The organism is Ruegeria sp. S84 (assembly GCF_056583445.1).
The window spans coordinates 413058-437969 of sequence record NZ_CM152618.1 but is presented as its reverse complement, the minus strand read 5'-3'; the positions used below and the strand labels follow the sequence as shown (position 1 = coordinate 437969).

The window sequence follows — 24912 nt, the reverse complement described above, 5'->3', positions numbered from 1 at the left end:
TCAAGATCCGGATGCCCTGTGCATCCGAGTGATGTAGTTATGGGAGCCCGCTGTTATGGGAAATAATACTCGCGTTGGACTGGCCGCCTTGGTCGCCGCACCTTTCATTGGGGTCATGGCGACCGGCGCGGCAATCGCAGAACCGCAAACCTGCACGGTCAACACCGCGCGTGTTGCCGCCAATGAAGGCGATTTTGACACGCTCTGCGGCTGTTCGCAGGTCACGCGAGGGTTTGTATCACATCTGCAAAAACGATCTGATTTTGCTTCGATCCTGCAGAACACTTCGGCGCAATGCCCCGGTCTGACTCAGTTGTTGAGCGATCTGCCCACTGCGTCGATTTCCAACACCAATGCCGGTGAAGAGCGCAGCAGAGATCCATCCTCCAATTCCGTTGGCTCGAGTGAAAACGGAAGCTCGGGCAACGGCGGCGGTAGCTCAGGCAACAGCGACGGGAGTTCCGGCGGCAACGGTGATCCGGGTGATGGTGGAAGCAGTCCTGGCGATGGCGGCGGTAAGGGCGGTGGCAAAGGTGGCCACGGCGGAGGTGACAAACCCGGCAAAGGCGGCGGCAAAGGCGGTCACGGCGGTGGTGACAAACCCGGCAAAGGCGGCGGCAAAGGCGGTCACGGCGGTGGTGACAAGCCCGGCAAAGGCGGTGGTAAAGGCGGTCACGGCGGTGGTGATAAGCCCGGCAAAGGCGGTGGTAAAGGTGGCCACGACGGTGGTGACAAGCCAGGCAAAGGCGGTGCCAAAGGCAATAACGGTGGCGGCAACGGACCAGAGGGGGCAAGCCCCGGGCGCGGCAAGAACGCCAACAATGATGAACGCTGAATATTAATCTGCCCAGCAGACAAACAAAAAGGCGGCACATGGGCCGCCTTTATTTTGCGCATTCACAACAATTCAGTACAGGGACATGACACCTTAACTGACGCTTTCCTCTTCCAGATGCAGCTTCATTTCGATCAGAACCTGTTGCAGCATACTGGTTTCTTTCAGCAGTCGCTTCGCCTCGTTCACCGTGATGATGCCATCTTCTATCGCCGACTGGTATTCCGTCATCAGCATGGCAAAACGTTGGCTCAGCGCAATGACATCGGAATTTACCCCGCCCGTACGTGGGCTGTCCGAGTTTCGTCCATCGTAAGAAAGCGTGATATTCTTCAAATCCGCCAATGCCGCAGTCACGTGTGGATAGGCAGCCGCGTTTTCCAACCGGGCAACAGCATCCACCGGCATGAACCGGTCAGAATGTTCTGCGTTGTCTGAATAGTACCTGCCAAGCGTGGCTTTGGATTTCCCGGTGATCTCGCACGCTGCTTCGATTCCGACATCCTTAACCAATGCTTCGGTATGCTTTTTCAGATAGGCCCCGATATCTGCCATTTTGCTACCCTTGTTACCTGCGCCCTGCCCCCTCTGCCTGTCCATGCTGGGGGAAAGGGTAGGGAAATTTCCCATATTCGATTCATAATTGAAATGGCAATAATTGACTATCCCTCAGATATGCAGGGATTTTGTGAGTGAGTGGCGGCTGTTCGAGCCGGTAAAGAGTGTATGCGGGGCAGGATTTTAGCCTTGCATTGTATAGGCCACTTGTAGGCCGACGACGCCACTGTCGCGAAGGCGAGGTAATCCATCCCCAAGAGCATTTGCTCAACCTCAGCTGTAGCGATGGTGGCGTCGATTTACCCCCATGAGACGGCTTGCCCAGGCAGCACATGCGAATTAGACCCACGGCATGGCAAAGCTCTATTTCAACTATTCGACTATGAACGCTGGCAAATCGACCGTGTTGCTGCAGGCCTCGCATAACTATCGCGAACGCGGCATGGATACCTACCTGATGACAGCCGCCATTGACGGACGCGCCGGTGAGGGGCGGATCGCATCAAGAATCGGAATCTCGGAACGAGCGGACATGTTTCGTCCCGACGACAATGTGTTTGCCATGATCGAAAACCGCCTGACACAAGGGGGCATCGCCTGCGTATTCATTGATGAAGCCCAGTTTCTTTCGGAAGAGCAGGTCTGGCAACTTGCGCGCGCCGTAGATGATCTGAAGGTCCCAGTGTTGACCTACGGGTTGCGGGTGGATTTTCAGGGTAAACTGTTCCCCGGGTCGGCAGCATTGTTGGCTCTGGCCGATGAGATGCGCGAAGTACGCACCATCTGCGAATGCGGGCGAAAGGCGACGATGGTGATTCGTCAGGATGAAAACGGAAACGCCATCACTGAAGGGGCGCAGGTACAGATTGGAGGGAACGAGACTTATGTCTCGCTCTGCCGCAAACACTGGCGCGAGGCGGTGGGTTCCTAAACCGGGTTGGGTAACGTTCGCCCGGCCACGAACGCCGCGACATTGTCCAACGCCATGTGACCCATATCGGTGCGCACCTCTTCGGTCGCGGTGCCGAGGTGGGGCAGCAGAGTCACATTTCCCATGTCACACAAGGCCTGCGGCACCTTGGGCTCGAACTCGTAGACATCCAGCCCAGCGCCAGCAATCCGACCCGCATGAAGCGCTTGGATTAAGGCGGCTTCGTCCACAACTTCACCGCGCGCAATGTTTATCACAATGCCCGAGGGCTTCATCGAAGCCAAAATCTGTGCGTTGACCAAGTGTCGTGTTTCAGCTCCTCCGGGGACGGCTATGACAAGAAAATCCACTGCCGCAGCTAATGCATTGAGTTCAGGGATGTACTCTGCTTGGAAGTCCAGCTGTTTTGGACTGCGTGATTGATAGGCAACGGTCATGTCGAGATCCGAAATGACACCTCCGGGCAATGGCCTGACCTATGCGGCCCATTCCGATGATGCCCACCTTTTTGCCGGTCACATGTTGGCCCAGCATCTGTGTAGGATGCCACCCCTGCCACTGGCCTGACCTGACCAACCTTTCCCCCTCACCTGAACGGCGGGCCGTCGTGAGCAAAAGTGTCATGGCAACATCGGCGGTGGCATCGGTGACGGCACCCGGCGTGTTGGTAACCGCGACTCCGGCAGCATGTGCGGCGTCCACGTCGATATGATTGTAACCAACTCCGAAATTTGCCAGCAGTTTACAGCGAGGCTCTAGCACCTGAGCAAAGATCTCTGCCACGAACTGATCGCCCAACGTCGGGACCACGACGTCAAATTCAGTCAGCGCCCGCAACATTTCTTCATGCGTCAGAGGCGTGGTTTCACTGCGGATTTCCACATCGAATTCGGCACGGGCGCGCACTTGGACAGCCGATGTCATCGGTCGGGCAATCAGCAGTTTCATCAATGCATCCTTCCACCGATGGGCACAGCGCGATCGGGGCCTATCAACACGATCTCACCGTTTTCGTCGGGAAGACCCAACACCAAAACCTCGGACATGAATTTACCGATTTGGCGCGGGGGAAAGTTGACCACGGCCATCACCTGCTTGCCCACCAGCGTCGCCGGATCGTAGTGCGCGGTGATCTGGGCTGAAGTTTTGCGCTCACCGATCTCATCGCCAAAATCGACCCACAGCTTGATCGCGGGCTTGCGGGCCTCCGGGTACGACTCGGCGCGTATCACCTCACCTACACGAATGTCGACTTTGAGAAATTCGTCGAATGAAATCTCACTCACGAGACAACTCCTTAGATCGGTCGGTTGCAGCTTTGACGGCACGATGTAGCAGGTCTGGGAAACCCTCTTCTTCATGCATCAACACCTCCAGTGCGGCCTGAGTGGTGCCGTTGGGAGAGGTGACGTTAACTCGCAATTGCGACGGATGCTCGTCAGCGGCCATCGCCAACGCCCCTGCCCCGGCGACGGTTGATTTGGCCAACTTCATTGCCAGTTCCGGTGGCAGACCATGCGCTTCGCCAGCTTGCGCCAGTGTTTCGATCAGGTGGAATACATAGGCCGGGCCCGAACCGCTGACCCCGGTGACGGCATCCATCTGCGTCTCATCACCCAATCGAACCGTCTCACCAATGGCCGAAAGCAGGTCTTCAGCCAGTAGGACATCCGCGTCCGAGGTGTTGGCATTCCCAATCAGCGCCGTGATCCCCTGCCGAACCGCCGCAGGCGTATTTGGCATCGCACGGATGATCGGTGTATTCGCGCCGAGGACGTTTTCGAAGGTGGCCAGTGAGGTACCTGCCGCGACCGATATGAAAAGACTGTCACCATCGCCCAGCGCTTGAATGGCTGGCAGGGCTTCGCCCATCATCTGTGGTTTGACCGCTACGAGTACAACTGCGGGTGCCTCGGGGAGAGGAGTGTTGATGTTGACGCCCTGCGCCTTCAGCCAATCCGAGGGGTAAGGATCAATCACCCAAACAGATGCTGCGGGCAGGCCATGTTCCAACCAACCCGCAAGCATTGCTGAACCCATCTTGCCGCATCCCAGAAGCACCAACCCCTGTTCGGCGACGCGCGAGATATCCATGATTGCCCCTCCCCTATGGTTCGGGGCAAAGCTTTACGCGCGGCCGTAGGCCTCTGCAATGGCGACTTGCATCGCCTCTTCGGGGTCTCGGTTTCCCCAGGTCACCAGTTGGATCGCGGGGTAGTAGCGCTCAGCGCTCAGTACCGCTGCGGTGATCATGGTATCGATCTGTTCCGGGCTGGCCGTCTGACCACCGGCCAGCACCAAGCCATAGCGATAGACCATCAATTTCTGGTTGGCCCAGTAGGTAAACGCCCCGGCCCAACACTGATCATTCATCTTGTTCAGTAGCTCATAAAGCTCGGTTTCGCGCTCGGCCGGAGGCTCCATCTCAAAGGAACACACCATGCGGAGCGTTTCATCGTAATTCGACCAGGCCAAAGTTATCGAATATGTGCGCCACTGTCCTTCGACAGCCATGGCAATCTGATCATCCCCGATCCGGTCAAAATCCCAGTCGTGATGTTCTGCAAGATGTTCAACAATGTCGATCGGATGAAGGTCTTCTTCGAGATACTGCTCGGAAAGGGCCATAATGCCACCTCACTAATCTCTAGCATTTTGGGGCTGGCAGCGCCCCAGCGCTAGTTGCCTGCTCTACAAGCCGGGCTTCCCCAGTCTGCCTGTACTAAATATGGTGCGATGTGAGCACAGCTCTGGCAACCCTATTTATTGGGGATAACAGCAATAAGTTGTGGACAGTTGGCAACGCCGATCAAAATATTGGCGTTGGATGCAGCTTTGTCTTGATAAATTTCTGCAGAGCGGCAAAATGCACAACACCGCACAATCCAAGTTCGGATTGCGCGGCGGATGCTTTTACCCAAAATCTTAAATTCCTGCGGACGTTACTTGTCCAGCTTCGCCTCGAGCGCGGCAATTCGCTGTTCAAGTGCACCGTTCTCTTCGCGCGCTTTCTGCGCCATGGCACGCACGGCATCGAATTCTTCACGGGTCACGAAATCCCGGTCGGCCAGCCAGCGGTCCATCATGGATTTCATCGCATTCTCGGCCTCTTCCCGTGCCCCCTGCGCCACACCCATGGCGTTGGTCATCAGTTGAGACATATCGTCCAGAATCTTGTTACGGGTTTGCATGGGCTTTCTCCGATTTCGCGATTGCTCTCTATATGGGTAAAGATTGGCCCGGGCTCAAGGTTGACTTGCCACGCAAACCCCGGGCAATGAGACGCACATGCAGGCTGTTTTGAATTTCCCCGATCTGTCACCCGAAATTTTCTCGATCTCTCTGTTCGGGATGGAGTTTGCGCTCAGGTGGTATGCGCTGGCCTATATCGTTGGCATCCTGATTGCTTGGCGCATGGCGCTGATGGCGCTTAGGCGGCCTGTGCTTTGGGCTGATGACACACCACCGATGCAACCCGATCAGCTTGAGGATTTGGTCACCTGGATCATACTGGGTGTAATTCTCGGTGGTCGATTGGGGTTCGTCCTTTTCTATCAACCCGCATATTATTTTGCTTATCCACTGGAAATTCTGATGGTTTGGCAGGGTGGCATGGCATTCCATGGCGGCCTGTTGGGCGTGGTGATCGCCACGTATCTGTTCGGCAGGCGCCACGCTATTCCGATTCTTTCGCTGGGTGATCTGGTTGCCTACACAGTGCCGCCCGGGTTGTTGCTGGGACGATTGGCGAATTTCACCAATGCCGAGCTTTGGGGTCGACCCAGCGAATTGCCATGGGCGGTGATCTTTCCCGGAACTGCGGCCCAGGATTGCCCCGGCGTTGTTGCGGGGATGTGCGCCCGCCACCCTTCGCAACTGTATGAGGCAGCACTTGAGGGTCTGATCCTCGGGGCGATTCTGATATGGCTGGCCTACCGACGCGGCGCGTTTCAAAAACCAGGTCTGGTTATGGGCGTATTTCTGGCTGGCTACGGCGCATCGCGGTTTTTTGTCGAATTCTTCCGTCAACCCGATGCGCAATTTGTATCGCCCGGGAATCCGCTAGGGCTGGCGTGGCATGTTGGCGGATATGGATTGACGATGGGGCAAGTCTTGTCGCTACCAATGATTGCACTTGGCCTTTGGTTCGCAATTCGGGCACAACGCAGATCATGAACCTGAAGGATCGTCTGCTCCTGCGCATCCAGAATGATGGCCCTATGACCATCGCTGACTACATGACCGAGTGTCTGATGCATCCGGAACATGGATACTACACAACCCGCGATCCGCTGGGCGCTCAGGGCGATTTCATTACAGCGCCTGAAATCAGTCAGATGTTCGGAGAGCTAATAGGACTGTGTCTGGCGCAATGCTGGCTGGTACAAGGCAAACCCGAAAAGTTTGTTCTGGCCGAGCTTGGCCCTGGTCGTGGCACCCTGATGGCAGACATCCTGCGCGCCACTCAGAGTGTGCCTGGCTTTCACAAAGCGGCCGAGATCGCGTTGCTCGAAGCTTCACCTGTTTTGCGCGACGTACAAGCCAAGGCACTGCAAGGGTATGAACCTCAGTGGATCGAGGCAATTTCTGATTTTGAAGATCTTCCTCTGTTTCTGGTGGCAAACGAGTTCTTTGACGCCCTGCCCATCCGCCAGTTCCTGCGCGAAGGCGAAGGTTGGCGCGAGAGGTTAGTTGGCAAAAATGGTGCATCGCTTGCGTTCGGTCTTGGTGCGCAATCGGCACAAGCTGCGCTCAGCGAACGTGTCGAGGATACGCAGGACGGAGATCTGGTAGAACTGTGCGCTGCTGCCAGTTCCATTATGTACTCTGTTGCCGGGCAGATCGCTCGCAACGGCGGAGCCGCGCTGATCATCGATTATGGTGACTGGCGCTCGCTTGGCGACACATTGCAGGCGTTGCAAGCGCATGAACGTGTCGATCCCCTGGATCAGCCCGGTCAGGCGGATCTGACCACACATGTCGACTTTGAGGTCTTGGCGAAGGCGTCTCATGCTTCGGGCTGCGCATATACCAAACTGACCCCGCAGGGTGTGTTTCTTGAGCGGCTCGGGATCACCGCGCGCGCGCAATCGCTTGCCGCCCCTCTCAGCGGGTCACAGCTTGAGACGCTGGTCACTGCACATCGACGGTTGACGCACCCCGACGAAATGGGAAACCTGTTCAAAGTACTGGGCCTTTATCCGCCAAACGCCACGCCGCCACCGGGACTGGAACCATGACACTGGAAATCATTACCTCAGACATGCTGTCCCCCGTACGACACGGGTTCTTCAGCCGCCGCGGTGGCGCATCTTCTGGTATCTTCGAAGGACTCAACTGCGGAACCGGGTCGACAGATTTGACTGAGGCCGTAGCTTTGAACCGTCGGCGCGTCGCCGACGCGATGGAAGTGGCACCTGAGGCGATGATCGGTGTGCATCAAGTGCATTCGCCGACCGTGATTGCAGTCGATGGTCCGATGACGGGTGACAAACCCAAAGCTGACGCGGTTGTCACATCAACGCCGGGTTTGGCGCTTACAATCTTAACCGCTGATTGTCAGCCAGTGCTGTTCGCCGATCCTGGCGCAAATGTGATCGGGGCCGCACATGCCGGTTGGCGCGGCGCGTTGGACGGTGTGCTGGAATCAACACTCGACGCGATGGAAGCGCTGGGAGCCAGCCGGGATAACACAGTTGCCGTAATCGGCCCCACGATTTCACAACGCGCTTACGAGGTCGGCTCAGAATTTCTGGACGACTTCCTTGCTGACACGCCAGAGAACGCGCGTTTTTTTGCAAATGGCAAAGGTGACCGGATGCATTTCGACCTGCCCGCCTTTGGCCTGCATCGTCTGCGCGAAGCTGGTATCGGCCAGGCCGAGTGGGTCCGTCACTGCACCTATTCCGACCCCGACAGGTTTTATTCCTACCGGCGCTCGACCCATGCCAAAGAGGCCGACTACGGCAGATTGATTTCCGCTATCAGGTTGTAAATCTGGCCCAGATTAAGGCAGCTTTGCCCAGCTTCTGCCACATTTCTTGTGTTTATCAGAGTCAGAATCGTCTCAAATTTTCGCCAATGCACAGACGGTTACCCCAAGTGGGGTCGTCATGGCATGGGCGGAAGCAACTAAGAGGTACCTGAAACCTTCAATTTGTCCTCAATTCAACCCGGATCAGCCTTATACGCGCCGCAAATCAGCGTCACATTGGCTTCATAAACGGGAACAGGGCGACCGCCCTATCGAAGCAGGACAATGGATATGAAATCGAAATCACGCTTTCTCAGCGCCGTTTTTGCGGCTGTCAGGGATCAAGAACCAGAAATGCCCTGGAAGCGGGTTTCAAGTCACTCAGTCAGAGTTGCACGCCGTCTGGCGGCGCGACGCTGACACAGCAACCCCAAGAGACCAGCTGCCGGTCTCGGAGGGCAAACGCATACCGGATGAAGCTCCGGTTCGGTGTGTGGGGTCGCAGTCAGGACTGCGACCAGGGTTCGGAGCGTGTGTGTGCAGGCAATTGCAGCCTGCGGTTTACGAGTTTGTCTGGGGGGTCAAGAACTTGACCAAAACACTGGTGTTTTCTGATGCGGCGCTGTGCATTCGCGGCGACCGGCCTGTGTTTACCCATCTGATTACAGACAAAGAACAAGGTCGTCCGGCGATATTGCACGGGGGTTCAAGCCGTCGGACGGAATTTAGAGGGGACGGAATACCATGACTATTCCAAATTCTCTGGCCCGCGCTGCCAGAAACGCGGTCGAGACGTCAGCGCTATTGCGCGATGCGCCTCGTCCCGCGACAAAACAAAAAGCACAGCTTCGACGTTATGAAGTGTGCAGTCTGTTGAAAAACGGGGATATTTCACAGACGCGCCATATCGCGCCAGCTTTGCCGATGTTTGAAGATGCATTTTGTGCGTTCACGCGCGGATCGTTGGTCGAGACGCCGCAAGGCCAGATGGCGATCGAAGATCTGCTGCCGGGTGATGATGTCCTCACTCAAGACGGATCATCGGAAACCGTGCTTTGGAAAGGGTCTGTCACGCTGATACCCGGACGCGAGGATACGCGCGGGCGAACCCGGCCGCTGACACGGATCATGGCCGACACGTTCGGGATGCAAAAACCGATGTCGGGCGTCATCACGGGCCCCGCCGCACGTCTGCTGGGTACGCCCACGCATATGCGTCATTTGAACGGCGGGCAGCCCATGCTGACACCCGTCAGTGAGTTTCAGGATGGAATGGGTATCATTGAAACGCTGCCGCCGACACCGGTCGAGCTGTTTCATATCTGTGTCGCCCGACATTCCGTGATTCGAGTCGATGGCCTGCAATTCGAGACCTATCATCCGGGCATCAACGCAGTCCGAATGATCAGTCACTCTTTGCGTTCGATCTATTTGAATCTATTCTCACATATCGAATCGTTGAATGATTTTGGGCCGTTGCTCTTGCCAAGAGCCGGAGATGGTGAAATTGACGCTATGACAGCGTGAACTGGTTAACTATTACTGCAAGCGTGGGGCATTATGCAGATTTTACTGAGTTGGGTTTTAACCCTTGCACTGGCAGCGATGCTGCCACCCTGTCCTGTGGATCAAACAAGAGGTAGGTTCAGGCCGTCCGGTTCATCCGGTCTTCCAGTACGTCAAATGGTACGCCTGGCTCGTCTTTTGCGCCTCGGATAACAAGCGAAGTCTTGACGCTGGCCACGTTTGGCGTGGTCAGCAACTCGCCTGTCAGAAATTGCTGAAAACTGCTGAGATCCGGTGCGACGCATTTCAGGATGAAATCAACCTCGCCATTCAGCATGTGGCATTCGCGAACCAATGGCCATTCCCGACACCGGTCTTCAAAAGCGCTGAGTTCGGATTCAGCCTGACTTTCAAGTCCGACCATGGCAAAGACCTGCACTTCGAACCCAAGCTCGCGGGCGTTCACCTCGGCATGATAGCCGCGAATGTACCCCGAATCTTCCAGCGTCCGCACCCGTCGCAGGCAAGGAGGAGCGGATATTCCTACGCGCTTGGCAAGCTCAACATTGGTCATACGGCCATCGGCCTGCAGTTCCGCAAGAATTTTGCGGTCGATTTCATCCAACCGGGTCGTGACCATCGAATGCTCCTGAGTTTTTCAGTTGTTATATCAGCAGCCCCGGGAGGCGCAATAATATTTCACAGCCACGCAATTTTCGTTATTTCAGATACATAATTGGCCGCAAAGCCAATCAATAGGCACATCACGGACCTGCAATATGAAGGGGCTTTAAGCCCTGCCCTGCGGTCGCTATATCGATCCGCACCGGACAACACGTCCGCCGAGGCAGTTTGAGTGAGGATACCATGGCCGAAACACGACACACCAAGGTTCTGATCATCGGGTCGGGACCTGCAGGATACACCGCGGGCGTTTATGCAAGCCGGGCCATGTTGGAACCGATCCTGGTGCAGGGTATCGAACCCGGTGGGCAGTTGACCACCACAACCGAGGTAGAAAACTGGCCGGGTGACACCGAGGTTCAAGGTCCAGACCTGATGGTTCGGATGCAGGACCACGCCAAGGCAATGGGATGCGAAGTGATCGGCGATATCATCAGCGATCTCGATCTAAGCGAGCGTCCCTTCACAGCCAAAGGCGACAGTGGCACCGTCTACACCGCTGACGCGGTGATTCTGGCAACGGGCGCACGAGCCAAGTGGTTAGGCATTCCCTCGGAAGAGAAATTTAAAGGGTTTGGCGTATCAGCCTGTGCCACCTGTGACGGCTTCTTCTATCGCGGTCAGGAAATCGTTGTGATCGGCGGCGGAAATACTGCCGTAGAAGAAGCGCTGTTCCTGACCAACTTCGCAAGCAAAGTCACTCTGATCCACCGCCGCGATGAGTTGCGAGCTGAAAAGATCCTTCAGGATCGGCTGTTCAAGAACGAAAAGATCGAGCCGCTTTGGTTTCACGAACTGGATGAGGTGATCGGAACCGATGCCCCACTGGGTGTGGAAGGCGTCAAGGTCAAGAATGTAAAGACCGACGAAATCACGGAGATTCCGTGCAAAGGCGTATTTGTCGCTATCGGCCACGCCCCGGCAAATGAGCTGGTCAAAGATACGCTGGAAACCCACATGGGTGGCTACGTTGTGACCAAGCCGGGCACGACGCAAACTTCGGTTCCGGGAGTTTTTGCTGCCGGAGACCTGACCGACCACGTATACCGTCAGGCTGTGACAAGCGCCGGTATGGGCTGCATGGCCGCGCTGGATGCAGAACGATTCTTGGCGGAGAACGACTAAGATGATCACAGAATTCTCCGGCCTCGTCTGGAGAATTCTGTTTCGCACCCAATCGGGTGACCCGCTCTCATCGGCCCGTGCCCCCGAAGGACGGTTTCATCATTCTGGCCAATTCGCGCTTTATGCGTCGCTAAGCGCTGAAGGGGCCGCGATCGCCATTCGGCGCTATGTCTCGCAGTGCGACCCTCCACGGGCGATCCATCGCTTGAAGATATCCAAGGCGCAAGTATTGGATTTGCGAGGGCAACCTTCTGCCTCGATCGTCTGGCAAGACATGCGGGCAACCGGCATACCCTCTCCAACATGGCGATTTTCGGACAAGGCCCGCACATACGGCGCGGATGGGCTGCTATATAGTTCGCGCTCGCGCCCTGAACTGAGCCATCTGGTATTGTTCAACGCAGAACACCAGATGATACAAACCGCAGGCGCCCCCTGCGACTGGTTCCCCGAAAGGTGACCGCGCCTATCTTGACCGGCACCCGGCACCGTATCAGGATCAACCGCAGTAACGCGAAGAACAGGTGAGCTTTTGGAAAACGTTCTTTGGCGCGGCGGATGGATGAGCCGGCTCAGAATCGCAAGCGGCCTCGTGCTGTTTGTCTTTGCGTTCTTTCATTTCATCAATATCGGCCTTGGCTTGTTTCACACTGATCTGCTGCACGGGATGCAGGGCGGACGCAAAGCTGTCAGCCGTAATGAGATCGGCAGCGTCGTGATATATGGCGCATTGCTGCTGCACATGGGACTGGCGCTTGTCTCACTCGCGCAGCGCCGCACGCTCAGAATGCCTTTCAGCGTCGCGCTTCAGGTTATTCTTGGACTGTTGATCCCGCTGCAGCTTATCTCACATCTGGTTCAGACCCGATACGCGCATGAGATTTTCGGGGTGAATGATGAAATGGGTTACATCATCATTCTGATGTGGCCCAGCACCGCGATCTGGTTTCAAAGCCTATTACTTCTGCTGGTGTGGGTCCACGGATGTATTGGGCTACACATGTGGTTACGGTTGACCACATGGTGGCGCGCGATGGTTCCATATCTGATCGGTCTCGCCGTCTTTGTACCGGGCTTCGCCTTCGCAGGCCTTCTGACCGAGGGGCGGCGTATCTGGGCCGATTTTGCCGACCCCGATCTACGAGAACAGTATATCGAATACTATAACTGGCCTTCGCAAGAAGAGTTTCAGTCTTTGTTTTCCGTCGCAGACTATACGCAGTGGGTATTCTGGGCCGCGCTTGCACTAACAGGCTTGGTCTATCTCGGGCGCAAGCTTTGGCGGCGGCGGCATTCGGTGCGGGTGCGCTATGTCAACGGTCCAGAAGTTGTTTCGGAGAAAGGCATGACCCTTTTGGAGATGTCGCGCGCAAACGGCATCCCACATACCGCGCTGTGTGGCGGCAAGGGGCGCTGCACGACCTGTCGCGTTGTGGTTGAAGATGGCGCCGATCAGTTGCACCCACCAACCGAAGTTGAAGCCCGCAGCCTGAAAGCGATCAGCGCGCCAGAGGGGACCCGCCTGGCCTGCCAGATGCGGCCGTCCGACCCGCTCACTGTATTTCGTGTTTTCCGCCCCGACGGCGCGCGTGATCGTGCGCATGCGAGCCAGGGGCAAGAACGGCAGCTGGCGGTTCTGTTTCTGGACATGCGCGGGTTCACCGCCCGCACAACGGGGCAATTGCCGTATGATATCGTTTTTCTGTTGAATCGTTTCTTTGACGCAATTGTCCCAGCAATCACGGCACAAGGCGGGGTTGTCGACAAATACATGGGCGATGGGTTGCTGGCGATGTTCGAAACAGCCAACGCCGCAAGTTCGGCAAGTGCCGGTCTGAGGGCGGCGGCTGGGATCGGACACGCATTGGAGCGTTTCAACCAGCAGCTCCAAGCAGAAGGCAGCCAACCTGTGCGCATTGGTATGGGTCTACATCTTGGTGATCTTGTGCTGGGCGAAATCGGATCAGCTAAACACGCGCCACGCACCATCATTGGAGACGCTGTAAACGTTGCCAGCCGTTTGGAGGCTGAAACCAAAGCGTTGGGGGTCGAACTCCTTGTGTCGGACAAGGTTTTGGACGCGGCTGGGTTACAATGTGATCCCCGCGATCTACGGGAATTCAGCCTGCGCGGTGTCTCTGAACCTGTCCCCGCCCTGCCCGTCAGGCACGCAGCCGACCTTAAGTCGCAGACTTCGCCTTTGGAACAGATTGCCTGAGAATGTGCCTAATGAGCTTGAGCGGCGGGATTTTTTCAATAACCTGAAACAAAAAACAGAAAACCGTTCCATTTCGTGAAAAAACCACACATTTCATCCTTAGTTTTTGCGAGTCTATGGACTTCACCCTCAGGCCGAGGCACACGCCCTTGAAACAAATGCCAACAGTAACGCAATAAGAGTTTTCCGATGACGATGTTAAGCAATCTGGCCCCAATCCCTGAATTGTATGTTTCCTATGAATCTGCACAAAAACTGAAGATCGAAGCATCTGATCTGACCAGCTGGGATCTTAAGCCCCGGCAGATTTGCGATTTGGAACTGCTTATGAACGGTGGGTTCAACCCGCTCAAAGGTTTCCTGAGCGAGGCAGACTATGACAACGTGGTCGAAAACATGCGCCTCGCCGACGGGACGCTGTGGCCAATGCCGATCACCCTGGATGTTGACGAAGATTTTGCCGCATCGATCGAGCTGGGCCAGGATATTGCCCTGCGCGATCAGGAAGGCGTGATCCTCGGCACCATGACCGTGACCGACCGCTGGACACCAGACAAGGCGCGTGAGGCGGAAAAGGTCTTTGGCGCTGATGATGATGCGCACCCGGCTGTGAATTACCTGCACAATGTAGCGGGCAAAGTTTATCTGGGCGGCCCGGTCACTGGCATCCAGCAGCCCGTGCATTACGATTTCAAAGCCCGCCGCGACACGCCGAACGAGCTGCGCGCCTATTTCCGCAAAGTGGGCTGGCGCCGGATCGTTGCGTTCCAGACCCGTAACCCTTTGCACCGTGCGCATCAGGAATTGACCTTCCGTGCCGCAAAAGAAGCACAGGCCAACTTGCTGATCCATCCCGTGGTTGGCATGACCAAACCGGGCGATGTGGATCATTTCACCCGCGTGCGTTGCTACGAAGCCGTGTTGGATAAATATCCGGCCTCGACTACGTCGATGTCGCTGCTGAACCTTGCGATGCGCATGGCTGGCCCGCGCGAGGCAGTCTGGCACGGGTTGATCCGCGCAAACCACGGCTGCACCCATTTCATCGTCGGTCGTGACCACGCAGGTCCGGGCAAAAACTCTGCCGGCGAGGATTTCTACGGCCCCTATGATGCGCAAGACTTGTTCCGAAAATATCAGGACGAGATCGGCGTCAAGATGGTCGATTTCAAACATATGGTCTACGTGCAGGAACGCGCGCAATACGAGCCGAATGACGAGATTCTGGACAAGGACAACGTCACGATCCTCAACATCTCGGGCACTGAACTGCGCCGCCGTCTGCGCGAAGGGCTGGAGATTCCGGAATGGTTTTCGTTCCCCGAAGTTGTTCAGGAACTGCGCAACCGCTTCCCGCCGCGCTCGCAACAGGGATTCACCGTGTTTTTCACCGGTTTTTCAGGCTCGGGCAAATCCACCATTGCCAACGCCTTGATGGTCAAGCTGATGGAGACCGGGGATCGTCCGGTTACCCTGCTGGACGGGGATATCGTGCGTAAGAACCTGTCTTCGGAACTGGGCTTTTCGAAGGAACATCGCGATCTGAACATCCGCCGCATCGGTTATGTCGCGTCTGAGATAACCAAGAACGGCGGTATTGCCATTTGTGCTCCTATCGCGCCTTACGCAACTACCCGTCGTGCTGTGCGTGAAGAGATCGAACAATTCGGTGCATTTTGCGAGGTGCATGTCGCGACCAGCATTGAAGAATGCGAGCGCCGAGACCGCAAGGGTCTGTACAAACTGGCACGTGAGGGCAAGATCAAAGAGTTCACGGGGATTTCCGACCCTTACGACGCCCCTGAAGACCCAGAGCTGCGCGTCGAGACCGAGAATGTCGAGGTTGACAACTGCGCACATCAGGTTCTGCTTAAGCTGGAAAGCATGGGGCTGATTGCAGCATCCTGATCACTTAAGACGAAAAAATACATCAAAGGCCCTCAGATTTCTGAGGGCCTTTTTCGCAGGTGCGGGTCTGGTTCAGTCGGGCAAATTCACCTGCCCGCGCATCAGGACATGGCCGCGCCCGGCAACTTTGATCCCCGTCATCGCATCCGAAGGTCCAACGCGTGTCACGGTCGCCTGACCGGGGCGGCCCATGTCATGGCCCTGTTCGGCGATGAATGTCTCTTTGTCCATCAGTCCGTGTTTCCAGAGATAGGCCGCCATCGCACCGGTGGCCGATCCGGTGAACGGGTCCTCGGGCGGGCTGGGGGGCGCCATCATCAGGCGCGAGAATGTGTCGCCCGTAGTCGTTGCGCCTTTCAGTGTTACAAGAAACGGTTCAGCCATGTCCGACCCCGAGAAACCGGCCTTTTCGGTAATATGACTGAGCAAAGCAACATCCAGCTTGGCAGCGCGCAGCGCCTCGTGATCGCGCAGGACCGTAATGCAAAAGGGCAGACCGGTTGAAACGAACTGCGGTGGAGAAATTACCAACTCTTCCGGCAGGCTGATGGCGGTGGCAACCAGATCTGCGGGCACATGATCGCCGAATCGCGGGGCGACCTGCGTCATTTCGATGTCATCACCATTTAGTTTGATCGATACAATCCCTGCTCCGGTCTCAAGCGTCAGAGCATCACCCTGAAACAACCCCCGTGATCGCATCGCCGCAACGGTTGCGATGGTCGGGTGCCCGGCGAAAGGGATTTCCCGGCTGGCCAGGAAGTACCGGACCCGGGTATCGGCCACATCGGATGGCCCGGTAAATGTGCATTCAACCAGAGACGTTTCGCGCACATATGCCATGCAAACCGCTTCCGACAGCCCTGCGCCCCTATGCACAACTGCGCAGCCGTTGCCACCAAAGGCCTGATCGCTGAACGCATCCACCCAATCGAAATCATACCAGCTCATCGCGCACTCCTGCGTTTCGATCAGCGGCACGATCACCGCTGAGGCAGAAAAATGTCACGTCAATTCGGCGGAATGTTCGGTGGCCTAGTGAACGGCCACCGGGGACAGGTCATGTTCGCGTGCCAGTACAAAGGCCAGCTTGCGGTCGGCAACCAGTGCCAATTGCTGCCCATCGGAATCGTGGACAGCATACAGCTGATCCAGATCGCCTGCCTGCTCTCGCAGATCCTGCGGAAGGTCTGCCACATCAACGGCCTTTACATAGACAATCCGATTGCCTTCGGCGTTGATCTCAATCGGTGTATTCATTGCTCTTACCCCTTCTTGATGTTGATTGTCTGAACCACGGTTTCAGGCACGGCGCGGGTCAGGTCCACATGCAGCAGACCGTTTTCCATGATCGCCTCGCCCACCTCGACCCCGTCAGCCAGCACAAACATGCGCTGGAATTGACGCGCCGCGATGCCACGGTGCAGGAATATGCGCCCCTCGCTGTCGTCGCGCTGACGGCCCCGGATCACCAACTGGCGATCCTCGATGGTAATCGACAGGTCCTCTTCCGCGAACCCGGCCACCGCCAAGGTGATGCGATAGGAAAAATCCGAGGTCTGCTCGATATTATAAGGCGGGTATCCTTCATTTCCGGCCTTTGCAGACCGTTCCAAAAGGCGTTCCAACTGCTCGAACCCCAAAAGATGCGGGTATGAGCCTAAGGTAAGTTTCGACACGTATTTTCGTCCTTCATTGTCAAAGCGACGTATTCTGCGGTCCCGATGTCGGCAACCGCGTGATATAGAATATGGGAAGATACAGGGATGTCCACAAGGTCTGGCCGGATAAACCCTGACACACTATCTTGTGTTAGAAGCACCACTTGAAACACTGAGTCGTCCATGAACGCACCCACCGATCTTTCGATGAAAACCGATGAAGTCCTGCGGGTGGAATTAGAGGTCTTTCGACGCCAGCACCGTGATTTGGACGAAGCGATCGAGGCCTTGCAGGCCAAGGGGACCTCGGACCAATTGACGATCAAGCGGCTAAAAAAGCAGAAACTGCGCCTGAAAGACATCATCCGTCTGATCGAAGACAGATTGACCCCCGATATCATCGCCTGAGACGCGCGTACCGCATTGCCACATATGCGGATTTGGCTATAGTGCGCGCTCTTTCCGATGGCAGGGGCGTAAGCGGATGAGCGATGTGAAAGTAGGGATCATCATGGGCAGCCAGTCGGACTGGCCTACGATGAAAGAGGCCGCCGATATTCTGGATGAGCTGGGCATCGCTTATGAGGCGCGGATCGTCTCGGCCCACCGCACGCCGGATCGCCTCTGGGATTATGGTAAAACCGCCGTGTCGCGCGGCTTGCAGGTCATTATCGCGGGCGCGGGTGGCGCGGCGCATTTGCCCGGCATGATGGCGTCGAAAACACGTGTGCCCGTGATTGGCGTTCCGGTGCAAACCCGCGCGTTGTCGGGCGTAGATTCGCTCTATTCCATTGTGCAGATGCCCAAAGGTTTTCCGGTTGCGACCATGGCTATCGGTTCGGCCGGCGGGGCCAATGCGGGCCTGATGGCCGCAGGCATTCTGGCGCTGCAGGATGCCGCGCTTGCGGAACGGCTGGACGCCTGGCGCGAGGCCCTCTCTGCTTCGATCCCGGAAGAACCTCAGCAATGAGCCGTATCGGTTTCATCGGCACAGGCCACATCGCTGCGCCAATCGCGCGGCTGATGGCTTCAAAAGGTCATGATCTTTACGTCACCGAGCGCAATGCCCAGGTATCCTCGGCCCTGCAGGCCGAGCTTGGGGTCCAAATTGGCACTCCGCAAGACGTGATTGATGCGTCCGAGATCGTGTTTCTCTGCCTGCGCCCCCATATCGCCGAGGACGTTCTGGCCCCGCTAAGCTTTCGCGCAGATCAGAAAGTTGTTTCGGTGATGGCCGCCGTTTCTGAGCTGCAGCTTACCAACCTGTGCGCACCAGCAACAGATTTTGTGCAAACCATCCCGCTGGGGTTCCTTCAGACAGGGGGTTGCCCGCTGGCCGCTTACGGCAACGATCGCCTCTTGGCTGATTTGTTTGAGCCTGAAAACCCTGTGGTGAAGGTTGCCAATGAGGCCGCGTTGAACGCCCACTTCGCCATCTGCGCCATGGTGCCAGGTATCCTGGATCTTATGGCAACAGGCACCGACTGGTTGGCTGATCAGACCGGCGACAAAGACCGGGCCGAATTCTACACCACGCAGCTTGTGTCAGGGTTTCTGACATCAATGCACAAAGAGCATGCGGGCCAACTGGCAGCCGAGCGTGACGCGCTTGCGACCGAGGGCACACTGAGCCTTCAGATGACGGATATTTTGCAATCCGAGGGCGCGCATGATGCCTTGCGTGCTGCACTGAGTGCGATTGGCAAGAGATTGGAGACATGACGATGTCAGATATGCTTACGCCCGGTGCGACAATCGGGATATTGGGGGGCGGTCAGCTGGGCAGGATGCTCTCGATCGCGGCTGCACGGTTGGGGTTCAAGTCCCACATATTCGAGCCGGGCGCAAATCCTCCGGCCGGTCAAGTTGCAAATCAGGTCACGACCGCCGCCTATGATGACGCCGACGCATTGAAGGCCTTTGCGGAGTCGGTGGACGTGATCACCTACGAGTTTGAAAACATCCCCACCCAGGCGCTGGATCTGCTTGAGGCACACCGCCCCATTCACCCGGGTCGAGAGGCGTTGCGGGTCAGTCAGGACCGCTTGACCGAAAAGACATTTCTACAAAGCTTAGGCCTGCAAACCGCGCCCTTTGCAGACATCTCCGATTTGGACAGCTTGCGCGCAGCAATTGATGACATTGGCACCCCCGCCATCCTGAAAACCCGCCGATTCGGCTATGACGGCAAAGGTCAGACCTCGGCTGCGCGCACCCGAAGATGCCGGGGCGGCACTGGCCGATATGGCGGGCGCGCCGTCCATACTGGAAGGGTTTGTGGACTTCAGCCACGAGGTTTCGGTCATCGCAGCACGCGGTCTGGACGGGCAAGTTGCCTGTTTCGATCCGGGCGAGAATGTCCATCGCGATGGCATCCTGCACACGACCACAATACCGGCACGCCTGTCTCCGGCGCAGCGGACAGATGCGGTATTGCTGGCCGCCAACATTCTCAACGCGCTGGATTATGTCGGCGTCATGGGTGTCGAATTGTTTGTGACGCCACAAGGATTAATCGTGAATGAAATCGCGCCGCGCGTTCATAACTCGGGTCACTGGACCCAGAACGGCTGCGCCGTGGATCAGTTTGAACAACATATTCGCGCCGTCGCCAGTTGGCCTTTGGGCGACGGTCAGCGCCATTCGGACGTCGTGATGGAGAATTTGATCGGGCATGACATGGACCGCGTACCCGAGCTTTCACGCGAACGGGACCTAGCACTGCATCTCTATGGCAAGGCCGAGGTCAAGGCCGGCCGCAAGATGGGGCATTTCAATCGGATTTCGCGATGAGGTAATCGCGCTTACGCGCGATGCCTCCGGCGGAGGTATTTTTAGCCAGATAAAGCCGGGATCAGCTCAAGAAACGTGTTGCGATACTACCGGACATATAGCTGACACACCCGCCTGACAGTGTGGCAGCGACTTGGTGGGTTACCGCATCCAGTATCACCAGATCAGCACGATTTCCGAGCTGTAGCGTTCCGCGATCCTTCAGGCCTAAAACCCGCGCGGGACCGGACGAGACAAGCGCCCAGGCGCCCGCAATATCCAGCAGGCCAGATTTTACCAACATCAGCGCAGCGCGGCGCGGGCTGGGGTAGTGGTAATCCGATGCCAATGCATCACACAAACCCATCGAGATCAGATCCACCGCGCTGGCATTTCCCTTATGTGAGCCGCCCCGCACAACATTGGGTGAGCCGAGGATGATGTGATCTCCGCCCGCCCGGGCACATTCGGCGGCTTCCAGCGTTTCCGGAAATTCCGAGATCATCACCCCGCGCTCGCGCCACTCAGCACGATCCTGCGGCGTTGTATCATCATGGCTGCCGAGCCGAATTCCTCGGTTCGCAAGGACAGTGCAAAGGCTGTCCAGTGCTGCTGGCACCTCGGCGCTGCGGTTGTGCATTGCCTTCAGCATCTCAAAATGCACTTCGGGATTCCGTCCCGCCTTCAGTGCCTGCCCTGTCAAGCGGGGTGGTTTTCGCCCCTCAGCCAGCCGGTCATGAGGTAGATGATCATTCAGAACCACATAAGGCACCTGCCAATCCGCGATACGTTCGGGCAGCCCGTCATAGTCGTCCAGCATATGGGTTTCGAAGCGCAGTTGAGGGATCAGTTGGGTTACAACATCATCCCGAACCGCAGCGATGGCGTCAAAAACCTGACCAGCAAACTCGGGCCCGCGCACGCCGCCTTCCCAACTGTGGAACTGCGCCAGAACAGCTGTGGTTATTCCATTCGCGGCCAGTTCCGCCTCGACCGATAAAATGCCCTCTGCCATCTGCTTCATGGCACCGCGCCGGGGCGCGATGTGACGTTCAAAACCGTCGCCATGCAAATCAATGATGCCAGGCAGGATGAGGTATCCTGACAAATCAATCTGCCGCCCTGCCCTATCGGATTGAACGGTACCTTCGGCGATCGTCAGTTCAGCACGCGACACCCCTTCGCCGCGCAACAGAACATTCGCGCCGGTCAATGTCAGTTCCAACGAGTTCATTGAGTGGGCTCCGAGTCAGGTTCCGAACAGTCTTCCCCAAGGCAGATCTGGTCGATGATATCCATCACCCCATCCATCCAGGTGATCTGGGGATCGAACTGTCCGAATTCGATGAAATGCAGGGTCTGCGCCATGACCCGCGGGTTGTTCATCATGAACGTATGCGTCACCGGCAAGACGATGTGGTCAGCCATGCCCTCAACCTTTGTGGTCTCTATCGATACCTTGCCATCATCTGGACCATCGATCAGAGACGAGAACAATGGGTTCAATGAGTTCTCGCCTGCAATCACCCCCAAATCGAAGTCCACGGGCGGCAGGCGGCGTGGAATACCCTCGGGTCCGGTTCCCAATGCCAGCCCGGCAGGGCCGTTCAGAAAGCCGAAAACCTCCCAAGCACCAAGCTCGTCCACCAGTTGGCTGCCCTGATTAGGAGGCCCGAGCATGACAACGCGCCCCAGATTCTCGGGATCGTTATCCTGCAGCCAGTAGCGCAGCAGAATGCCCCCCATCGAATGGGCTACCACATTCACCGTATCCTCCCCGCAGGAGGCGAACGCAGCGGGTAAGGTCTGGTTGGCGAGGTCTGGTATTGGTAGGTCGGTCGAAGGGTAACCGGGACGAACCACAGTGTAACCATGCGCATGAAAAAGCTGCTCCATGACGGTAAACGAGGCCTCAGTGCGCGCGAGACCGTGCAGTAGGACCACGCATTTCGCATTGGCCACCGCAGGCATAAGGCACAAGAGGAGAGCAGCAAGAAATTTCATACACGCCAGATAAGGCCTAACCCGGGCCGAGGGAACCCCTAGCCCCGGTTCCGGCGCAGCACCGCCAGTGCGATACCGCCGAGTACAAATCCGGCGCCGAGCAGAAGCCTTGGACTTGCAATCTCAGCTAACAGGATGACCCCGGCAACAATTGCGATGACCGGAACGCTGAGTTGCACGATCGCGGCCACCGCCGGTGAAAGCTGTGGCACGACACGATACCATAGCGCATAGCCGAGACCGGACGTGACGCCTCCGGAAAGCGCAGCCAGCCCATAGCCAAGCGGAGACATTTGCCAATTGCTTCCCAGCAGGAACAGGGCAAATCCCGTGAAGGGCAACGCCATGATGAAATTTGCTGCAGTTCCCGACAATGCATCTGGTTCGGACCGGCCCGCGATGGAATATATGGCCCACCCGACCCCGGCAGCCGTCATTAAGCCGGCCCCTGTCGGGTCGACCTGAACCGTCCCAGCAGGCCAAAGAACAAACGCCAGTCCACCAAGCGCAATACCGGCACCCAATATCTGTCTCAACGTGGGTGCAGAACCGGTCATAGCACCAATCGCAAACATGGTAATTTGCACAACCCCGAACAGGATCAGCGCACCAAGCCCGGCATCAAGCGTCAGATAAGCTACTGAAAACCCGATCATATAAAGCGACAGTGACCCGGCCCCAACAATACGTCGACGATTAAAAACAGGGATCGAGCTGCCCCGAAGCGCCACCAATACCGTTAAAACCAAGGCACCAGCCAAAACCCGGATGATGGCAAATCCCGCCGGATCACTTGCGCCAATGTCGATAGCAAGGCGGTTCAGGATCGAATTCGCAGCGAACGCGCACATGGTTAAAGCGGTCAGAAGAAATAGTCGCATATCAACCGCATAGCCGTTTCAAAGGGATTTGCACACTCACATTCCCGATTGCCGAGTCGATCCCGACCCTCCTCGGACCAGAGCCTACCAGCGCCAATGATACGAATGCACAACAGACATTCCAAACAAAAACGGGGCCGCCCAAAGGCGACCCCGCTATTAAGCACAAAGGCTTAAGCAGCTTACATCATGCCGCCCATGCCGCCCATGTCAGGCATGCCGCCGGCAGGTGCCGCGCCTTCTTTGGCGGGCTTGTCGGCAACCATTGCTTCGGTGGTGACCAGCAGGCCTGCAACCGATGCCGCATCTTCCAGAGCGGTACGGACAACTTTGGCCGGGTCGATCACACCGAACGAGAACATGTCGCCATATTCTTCGGTCTGAGCGTTGAAGCCGAATGCTGCGTCGTCGCTTTCGCGAACTTTGCCAGCAACGACCGCACCGTCGACGCCCGCGTTTTCAGCGATCTGGCGCAGAGGCGCTTCGATTGCCTTGCGAACGATGTTGATGCCTGCGTCTTGATCGGCGTTTGCACCTTCCAGAGTTTCCAGCACCTTGCCCGCCTGAACCAGCGATACACCACCGCCAACAACAACGCCTTCCTGAACGGCTGCGCGTGTTGCGTTCAGAGCATCGTCCACACGGTCCTTACGCTCTTTCACTTCAACTTCGGTCATACCGCCGACGCGGATAACGGCAACACCGCCTGCCAGTTTGGCAACGCGCTCTTGCAGCTTCTCACGGTCGTAGTCCGACGAGGTTTCTTCGATCTGAGTGCGGATCTGAGCAACACGTGCTTCGATCTCGGCTTTCTCGCCCGCACCGTCGACGATGGTGGTTTCGTCTTTGGTGATTTCGATCTTCTTGGCTGTGCCCAGCATGTCCATGGTAACGGACTCGAGCTTCATGCCCAGATCTTCGCTGATGACCTGACCGCCGGTCAGGATTGCGATGTCCTGCAGCATGGCTTTGCGGCGATCGCCGAAGCCCGGTGCTTTGACAGCAGCAATTTTCAGGCCGCCGCGCAGTTTGTTGACAACCAGAGTTGCCAGCGCTTCGCCTTCAACGTCTTCTGCGATGATCAGCAGAGGCTTCTGCGACTGGATCACCTGCTCGAGCAGCGGAACCATCGGCTGCAGCGAGGACAGTTTCTTTTCGTGCAGCAGGATCATGCAGTCATCCAGATCTGCAATCATCTTGTCCGCGTTGGTGACGAAGTAAGGCGACAGGTAGCCACGGTCGAACTGCATACCTTCGACAACATCGGTCTCGGTTTCCAGACCTTTGTTTTCTTCGACGGTGATAACGCCTTCGTTGCCAACTTTCTGCATCGCGTCTGCGATCTGCTGGCCGATTTCGGCTTCGCCGTTGGCCGAGATGGTGCCAACCTGAGCAACTTCTGCCGAGTCTTTAACTTCACGCGAAGCCGACTTGATGCCTTCGACAACCTTGGCAGTTGCCAGGTCGATGCCGCGCTTCAGGTCCATCGGGTTCAGGCCCGCTGCAACCTGCTTCAAACCTTCGCGAACGATGGCTTGGGCTAGAACGGTTGCAGTGGTGGTGCCGTCGCCGGCTTCGTCATTGGTGCGGCTGGCGACTTCTTTCACCATCTGCGCGCCCATGTTTTCGAACTTGTCTTCCAGTTCGATTTCCTTGGCAACCGAAACACCGTCTTTGGTGATGCGCGGCGCGCCAAAGGATTTGTCCAGAACCACGTTGCGGCCTTTCGGGCCCAGGGTCACTTTAACAGCATCGGCCAGAACATTTACACCGGCCAGCATGCGGTTACGGGCATCAGTGTCAAACTTGACGTCCTTTGCAGACATGTTGTCTCTCCTTGAGAATATCTGTTGAA

The 24912-nt window shown here is 56.9% G+C and carries 26 protein-coding genes and 2 pseudogenes; 14 read left to right on the top strand and 14 right to left on the bottom strand.

The features are described from left to right. Positions 1-55 precede the first annotated feature (55 nt). Positions 56-835 (top strand): hypothetical protein, encoded by a 780-nt coding sequence (locus tag AC1DFB_RS02280; protein WP_480761260.1) that lies wholly within the window; start codon positions 56-58, stop codon positions 833-835. A gap of 93 nt (positions 836-928) precedes the next feature. On the opposite strand, the gene AC1DFB_RS02275 is transcribed toward AC1DFB_RS02280, so the two are convergent. Continuing rightward, on the bottom strand, positions 929-1390 hold the full coding sequence (locus AC1DFB_RS02275) for a hypothetical protein (protein ID WP_170392365.1): 462 nt from the start codon (positions 1388-1390) through the stop codon (positions 929-931). A gap of 355 nt (positions 1391-1745) precedes the next feature. Between AC1DFB_RS02275 and AC1DFB_RS02270 the strand changes: the two genes are divergently transcribed. Next, positions 1746-2324 carry a thymidine kinase gene (locus AC1DFB_RS02270; RefSeq protein WP_170401790.1) on the top strand — a complete coding sequence of 193 codons (579 nt, stop codon included), beginning with the start codon at positions 1746-1748 and terminating at the stop codon, positions 2322-2324. Here the strand turns inward: AC1DFB_RS02270 and AC1DFB_RS02265 are convergent. The 5 genes and pseudogenes from AC1DFB_RS02265 to AC1DFB_RS02245 all read right to left on the bottom strand — a co-directional run bounded on the left by AC1DFB_RS02265 (position 2321) and on the right by AC1DFB_RS02245 (position 5515). Further along, positions 2321-3272, bottom strand: a pseudogene (locus tag AC1DFB_RS02265) (2-hydroxyacid dehydrogenase). The gene AC1DFB_RS02270 and the pseudogene AC1DFB_RS02265 sit on opposite strands and share 4 nt — an antisense overlap. Then, positions 3272-3610 (bottom strand): tRNA-binding protein, encoded by a 339-nt coding sequence (locus tag AC1DFB_RS02260; RefSeq protein ID WP_480922046.1) that lies wholly within the window; start codon positions 3608-3610, stop codon positions 3272-3274. Before AC1DFB_RS02260 ends, AC1DFB_RS02265 begins: the two are co-directional and overlap by 1 nt. After that, a complete protein-coding gene (proC, locus tag AC1DFB_RS02255) occupies positions 3603-4418 on the bottom strand; it encodes a pyrroline-5-carboxylate reductase (RefSeq protein ID WP_480922045.1) in 816 nt (271 codons plus the stop codon). Before proC ends, AC1DFB_RS02260 begins: the two co-directional genes overlap by 8 nt. 33 nt (positions 4419-4451) lie before the next feature. Beyond that, positions 4452-4952: a type III secretion system chaperone family protein gene (locus tag AC1DFB_RS02250; protein WP_010441802.1), complete on the bottom strand. Its 501-nt coding sequence runs from the start codon at positions 4950-4952 to the stop codon at positions 4452-4454. A 314-nt stretch (positions 4953-5266) separates the two neighbouring features. Beyond that, positions 5267-5515, bottom strand: coding sequence for an accessory factor UbiK family protein (locus AC1DFB_RS02245; RefSeq protein WP_170512483.1), 249 nt, complete (start codon positions 5513-5515; stop codon positions 5267-5269). A gap of 97 nt (positions 5516-5612) precedes the next feature. On the opposite strand from AC1DFB_RS02245, the gene lgt reads away from it, so the two are divergent. The 4 genes from lgt (at position 5613) to AC1DFB_RS02225 (ending at position 9825) form a co-directional block, all read left to right on the top strand. Further along, complete coding sequence (gene lgt / locus AC1DFB_RS02240) at positions 5613-6500, top strand: prolipoprotein diacylglyceryl transferase (RefSeq protein WP_480922044.1); 888 nt, start codon at positions 5613-5615, stop codon at positions 6498-6500. Then, on the top strand, positions 6497-7564 hold the full coding sequence (locus AC1DFB_RS02235; protein ID WP_170732998.1) for an SAM-dependent methyltransferase: 1068 nt from the start codon (positions 6497-6499) through the stop codon (positions 7562-7564). The genes lgt and AC1DFB_RS02235 overlap by 4 nt, the downstream gene beginning before the upstream one ends. Beyond that, positions 7561-8319 (top strand): peptidoglycan editing factor PgeF, encoded by a 759-nt coding sequence (gene pgeF / locus AC1DFB_RS02230; RefSeq protein WP_480562431.1) that lies wholly within the window; start codon positions 7561-7563, stop codon positions 8317-8319. Before AC1DFB_RS02235 ends, pgeF begins: the two co-directional genes overlap by 4 nt. A gap of 723 nt (positions 8320-9042) precedes the next feature. Then, the gene (locus tag AC1DFB_RS02225) at positions 9043-9825 is read left to right on the top strand and encodes a Hint domain-containing protein (RefSeq protein ID WP_170392383.1); all 783 of its coding nucleotides are present in this window, start codon (positions 9043-9045) and stop codon (positions 9823-9825) included. 118 nt (positions 9826-9943) lie between these two features. Here AC1DFB_RS02225 and AC1DFB_RS02220 read toward each other — a convergent pair whose 3' ends face one another. Beyond that, on the bottom strand, positions 9944-10444 hold the full coding sequence (locus tag AC1DFB_RS02220; RefSeq protein WP_170392385.1) for an Lrp/AsnC family transcriptional regulator: 501 nt from the start codon (positions 10442-10444) through the stop codon (positions 9944-9946). 227 nt (positions 10445-10671) lie between these two features. Between AC1DFB_RS02220 and trxB the strand changes: the two genes are divergently transcribed. From trxB to AC1DFB_RS02200, 4 genes are all read left to right on the top strand, one after another. Beyond that, the gene (gene trxB, locus AC1DFB_RS02215; RefSeq protein ID WP_480922043.1) at positions 10672-11613 is read left to right on the top strand and encodes a thioredoxin-disulfide reductase; all 942 of its coding nucleotides are present in this window, start codon (positions 10672-10674) and stop codon (positions 11611-11613) included. A 1-nt stretch (position 11614) separates the two neighbouring features. Beyond that, the gene (locus AC1DFB_RS02210; RefSeq protein WP_480922042.1) at positions 11615-12073 is read left to right on the top strand and encodes an RES family NAD+ phosphorylase; all 459 of its coding nucleotides are present in this window, start codon (positions 11615-11617) and stop codon (positions 12071-12073) included. Between the two features lie 102 nt (positions 12074-12175). Next, positions 12176-13831, top strand: a complete 1656-nt coding sequence (locus AC1DFB_RS02205; protein WP_480922041.1) for an adenylate/guanylate cyclase domain-containing protein — start codon at positions 12176-12178, stop codon at positions 13829-13831. A 189-nt stretch (positions 13832-14020) separates the two neighbouring features. Then, positions 14021-15739, top strand: a complete 1719-nt coding sequence (locus AC1DFB_RS02200; protein WP_480922040.1) for a bifunctional sulfate adenylyltransferase/adenylylsulfate kinase — start codon at positions 14021-14023, stop codon at positions 15737-15739. A gap of 72 nt (positions 15740-15811) precedes the next feature. On the opposite strand, the gene AC1DFB_RS02195 is transcribed toward AC1DFB_RS02200, so the two are convergent. From AC1DFB_RS02195 to AC1DFB_RS02185, 3 genes are all read right to left on the bottom strand, one after another. After that, on the bottom strand, positions 15812-16690 hold the full coding sequence (locus AC1DFB_RS02195; protein WP_480922039.1) for a PhzF family phenazine biosynthesis protein: 879 nt from the start codon (positions 16688-16690) through the stop codon (positions 15812-15814). An 84-nt stretch (positions 16691-16774) separates the two neighbouring features. Then, positions 16775-16999: a DUF1150 family protein gene (locus AC1DFB_RS02190; RefSeq protein WP_170392397.1), complete on the bottom strand. Its 225-nt coding sequence runs from the start codon at positions 16997-16999 to the stop codon at positions 16775-16777. A gap of 5 nt (positions 17000-17004) precedes the next feature. After that, complete coding sequence (locus tag AC1DFB_RS02185; RefSeq protein ID WP_010441788.1) at positions 17005-17418, bottom strand: Hsp20 family protein; 414 nt, start codon at positions 17416-17418, stop codon at positions 17005-17007. Between the two features lie 165 nt (positions 17419-17583). On the opposite strand from AC1DFB_RS02185, the gene AC1DFB_RS02180 reads away from it, so the two are divergent. From AC1DFB_RS02180 to AC1DFB_RS02165, 4 genes and pseudogenes are all read left to right on the top strand, one after another. Then, the gene (locus AC1DFB_RS02180; RefSeq protein WP_010441787.1) at positions 17584-17808 is read left to right on the top strand and encodes a YdcH family protein; all 225 of its coding nucleotides are present in this window, start codon (positions 17584-17586) and stop codon (positions 17806-17808) included. 76 nt (positions 17809-17884) lie between these two features. Next, on the top strand, positions 17885-18370 hold the full coding sequence (gene purE / locus AC1DFB_RS02175) for a 5-(carboxyamino)imidazole ribonucleotide mutase (protein ID WP_170392399.1): 486 nt from the start codon (positions 17885-17887) through the stop codon (positions 18368-18370). Then, positions 18367-19122 (top strand): NAD(P)-binding domain-containing protein, encoded by a 756-nt coding sequence (locus AC1DFB_RS02170; RefSeq protein ID WP_480922038.1) that lies wholly within the window; start codon positions 18367-18369, stop codon positions 19120-19122. The genes purE and AC1DFB_RS02170 overlap by 4 nt, the downstream gene beginning before the upstream one ends. A gap of 2 nt (positions 19123-19124) precedes the next feature. Further along, positions 19125-20193, top strand: a pseudogene (locus AC1DFB_RS02165) (5-(carboxyamino)imidazole ribonucleotide synthase). 61 nt (positions 20194-20254) lie between these two features. Here AC1DFB_RS02165 and AC1DFB_RS02160 read toward each other — a convergent pair. The 4 genes from AC1DFB_RS02160 to groL all read right to left on the bottom strand — a co-directional run bounded on the left by AC1DFB_RS02160 (position 20255) and on the right by groL (position 24883). Then, complete coding sequence (locus AC1DFB_RS02160) at positions 20255-21406, bottom strand: alpha-D-ribose 1-methylphosphonate 5-triphosphate diphosphatase (RefSeq protein WP_480922037.1); 1152 nt, start codon at positions 21404-21406, stop codon at positions 20255-20257. Then, positions 21403-22176, bottom strand: a complete 774-nt coding sequence (locus AC1DFB_RS02155) for an alpha/beta fold hydrolase (protein WP_480922036.1) — start codon at positions 22174-22176, stop codon at positions 21403-21405. The genes AC1DFB_RS02160 and AC1DFB_RS02155 overlap by 4 nt, the downstream gene beginning before the upstream one ends. 38 nt (positions 22177-22214) lie before the next feature. Beyond that, complete coding sequence (locus AC1DFB_RS02150; protein ID WP_480922035.1) at positions 22215-23057, bottom strand: DMT family transporter; 843 nt, start codon at positions 23055-23057, stop codon at positions 22215-22217. A 182-nt stretch (positions 23058-23239) separates the two neighbouring features. Further along, positions 23240-24883 carry a chaperonin GroEL gene (groL, locus tag AC1DFB_RS02145; protein WP_480922034.1) on the bottom strand — a complete coding sequence of 548 codons (1644 nt, stop codon included), beginning with the start codon at positions 24881-24883 and terminating at the stop codon, positions 23240-23242. Between the last annotated feature and the right edge of the window lie 29 nt (positions 24884-24912).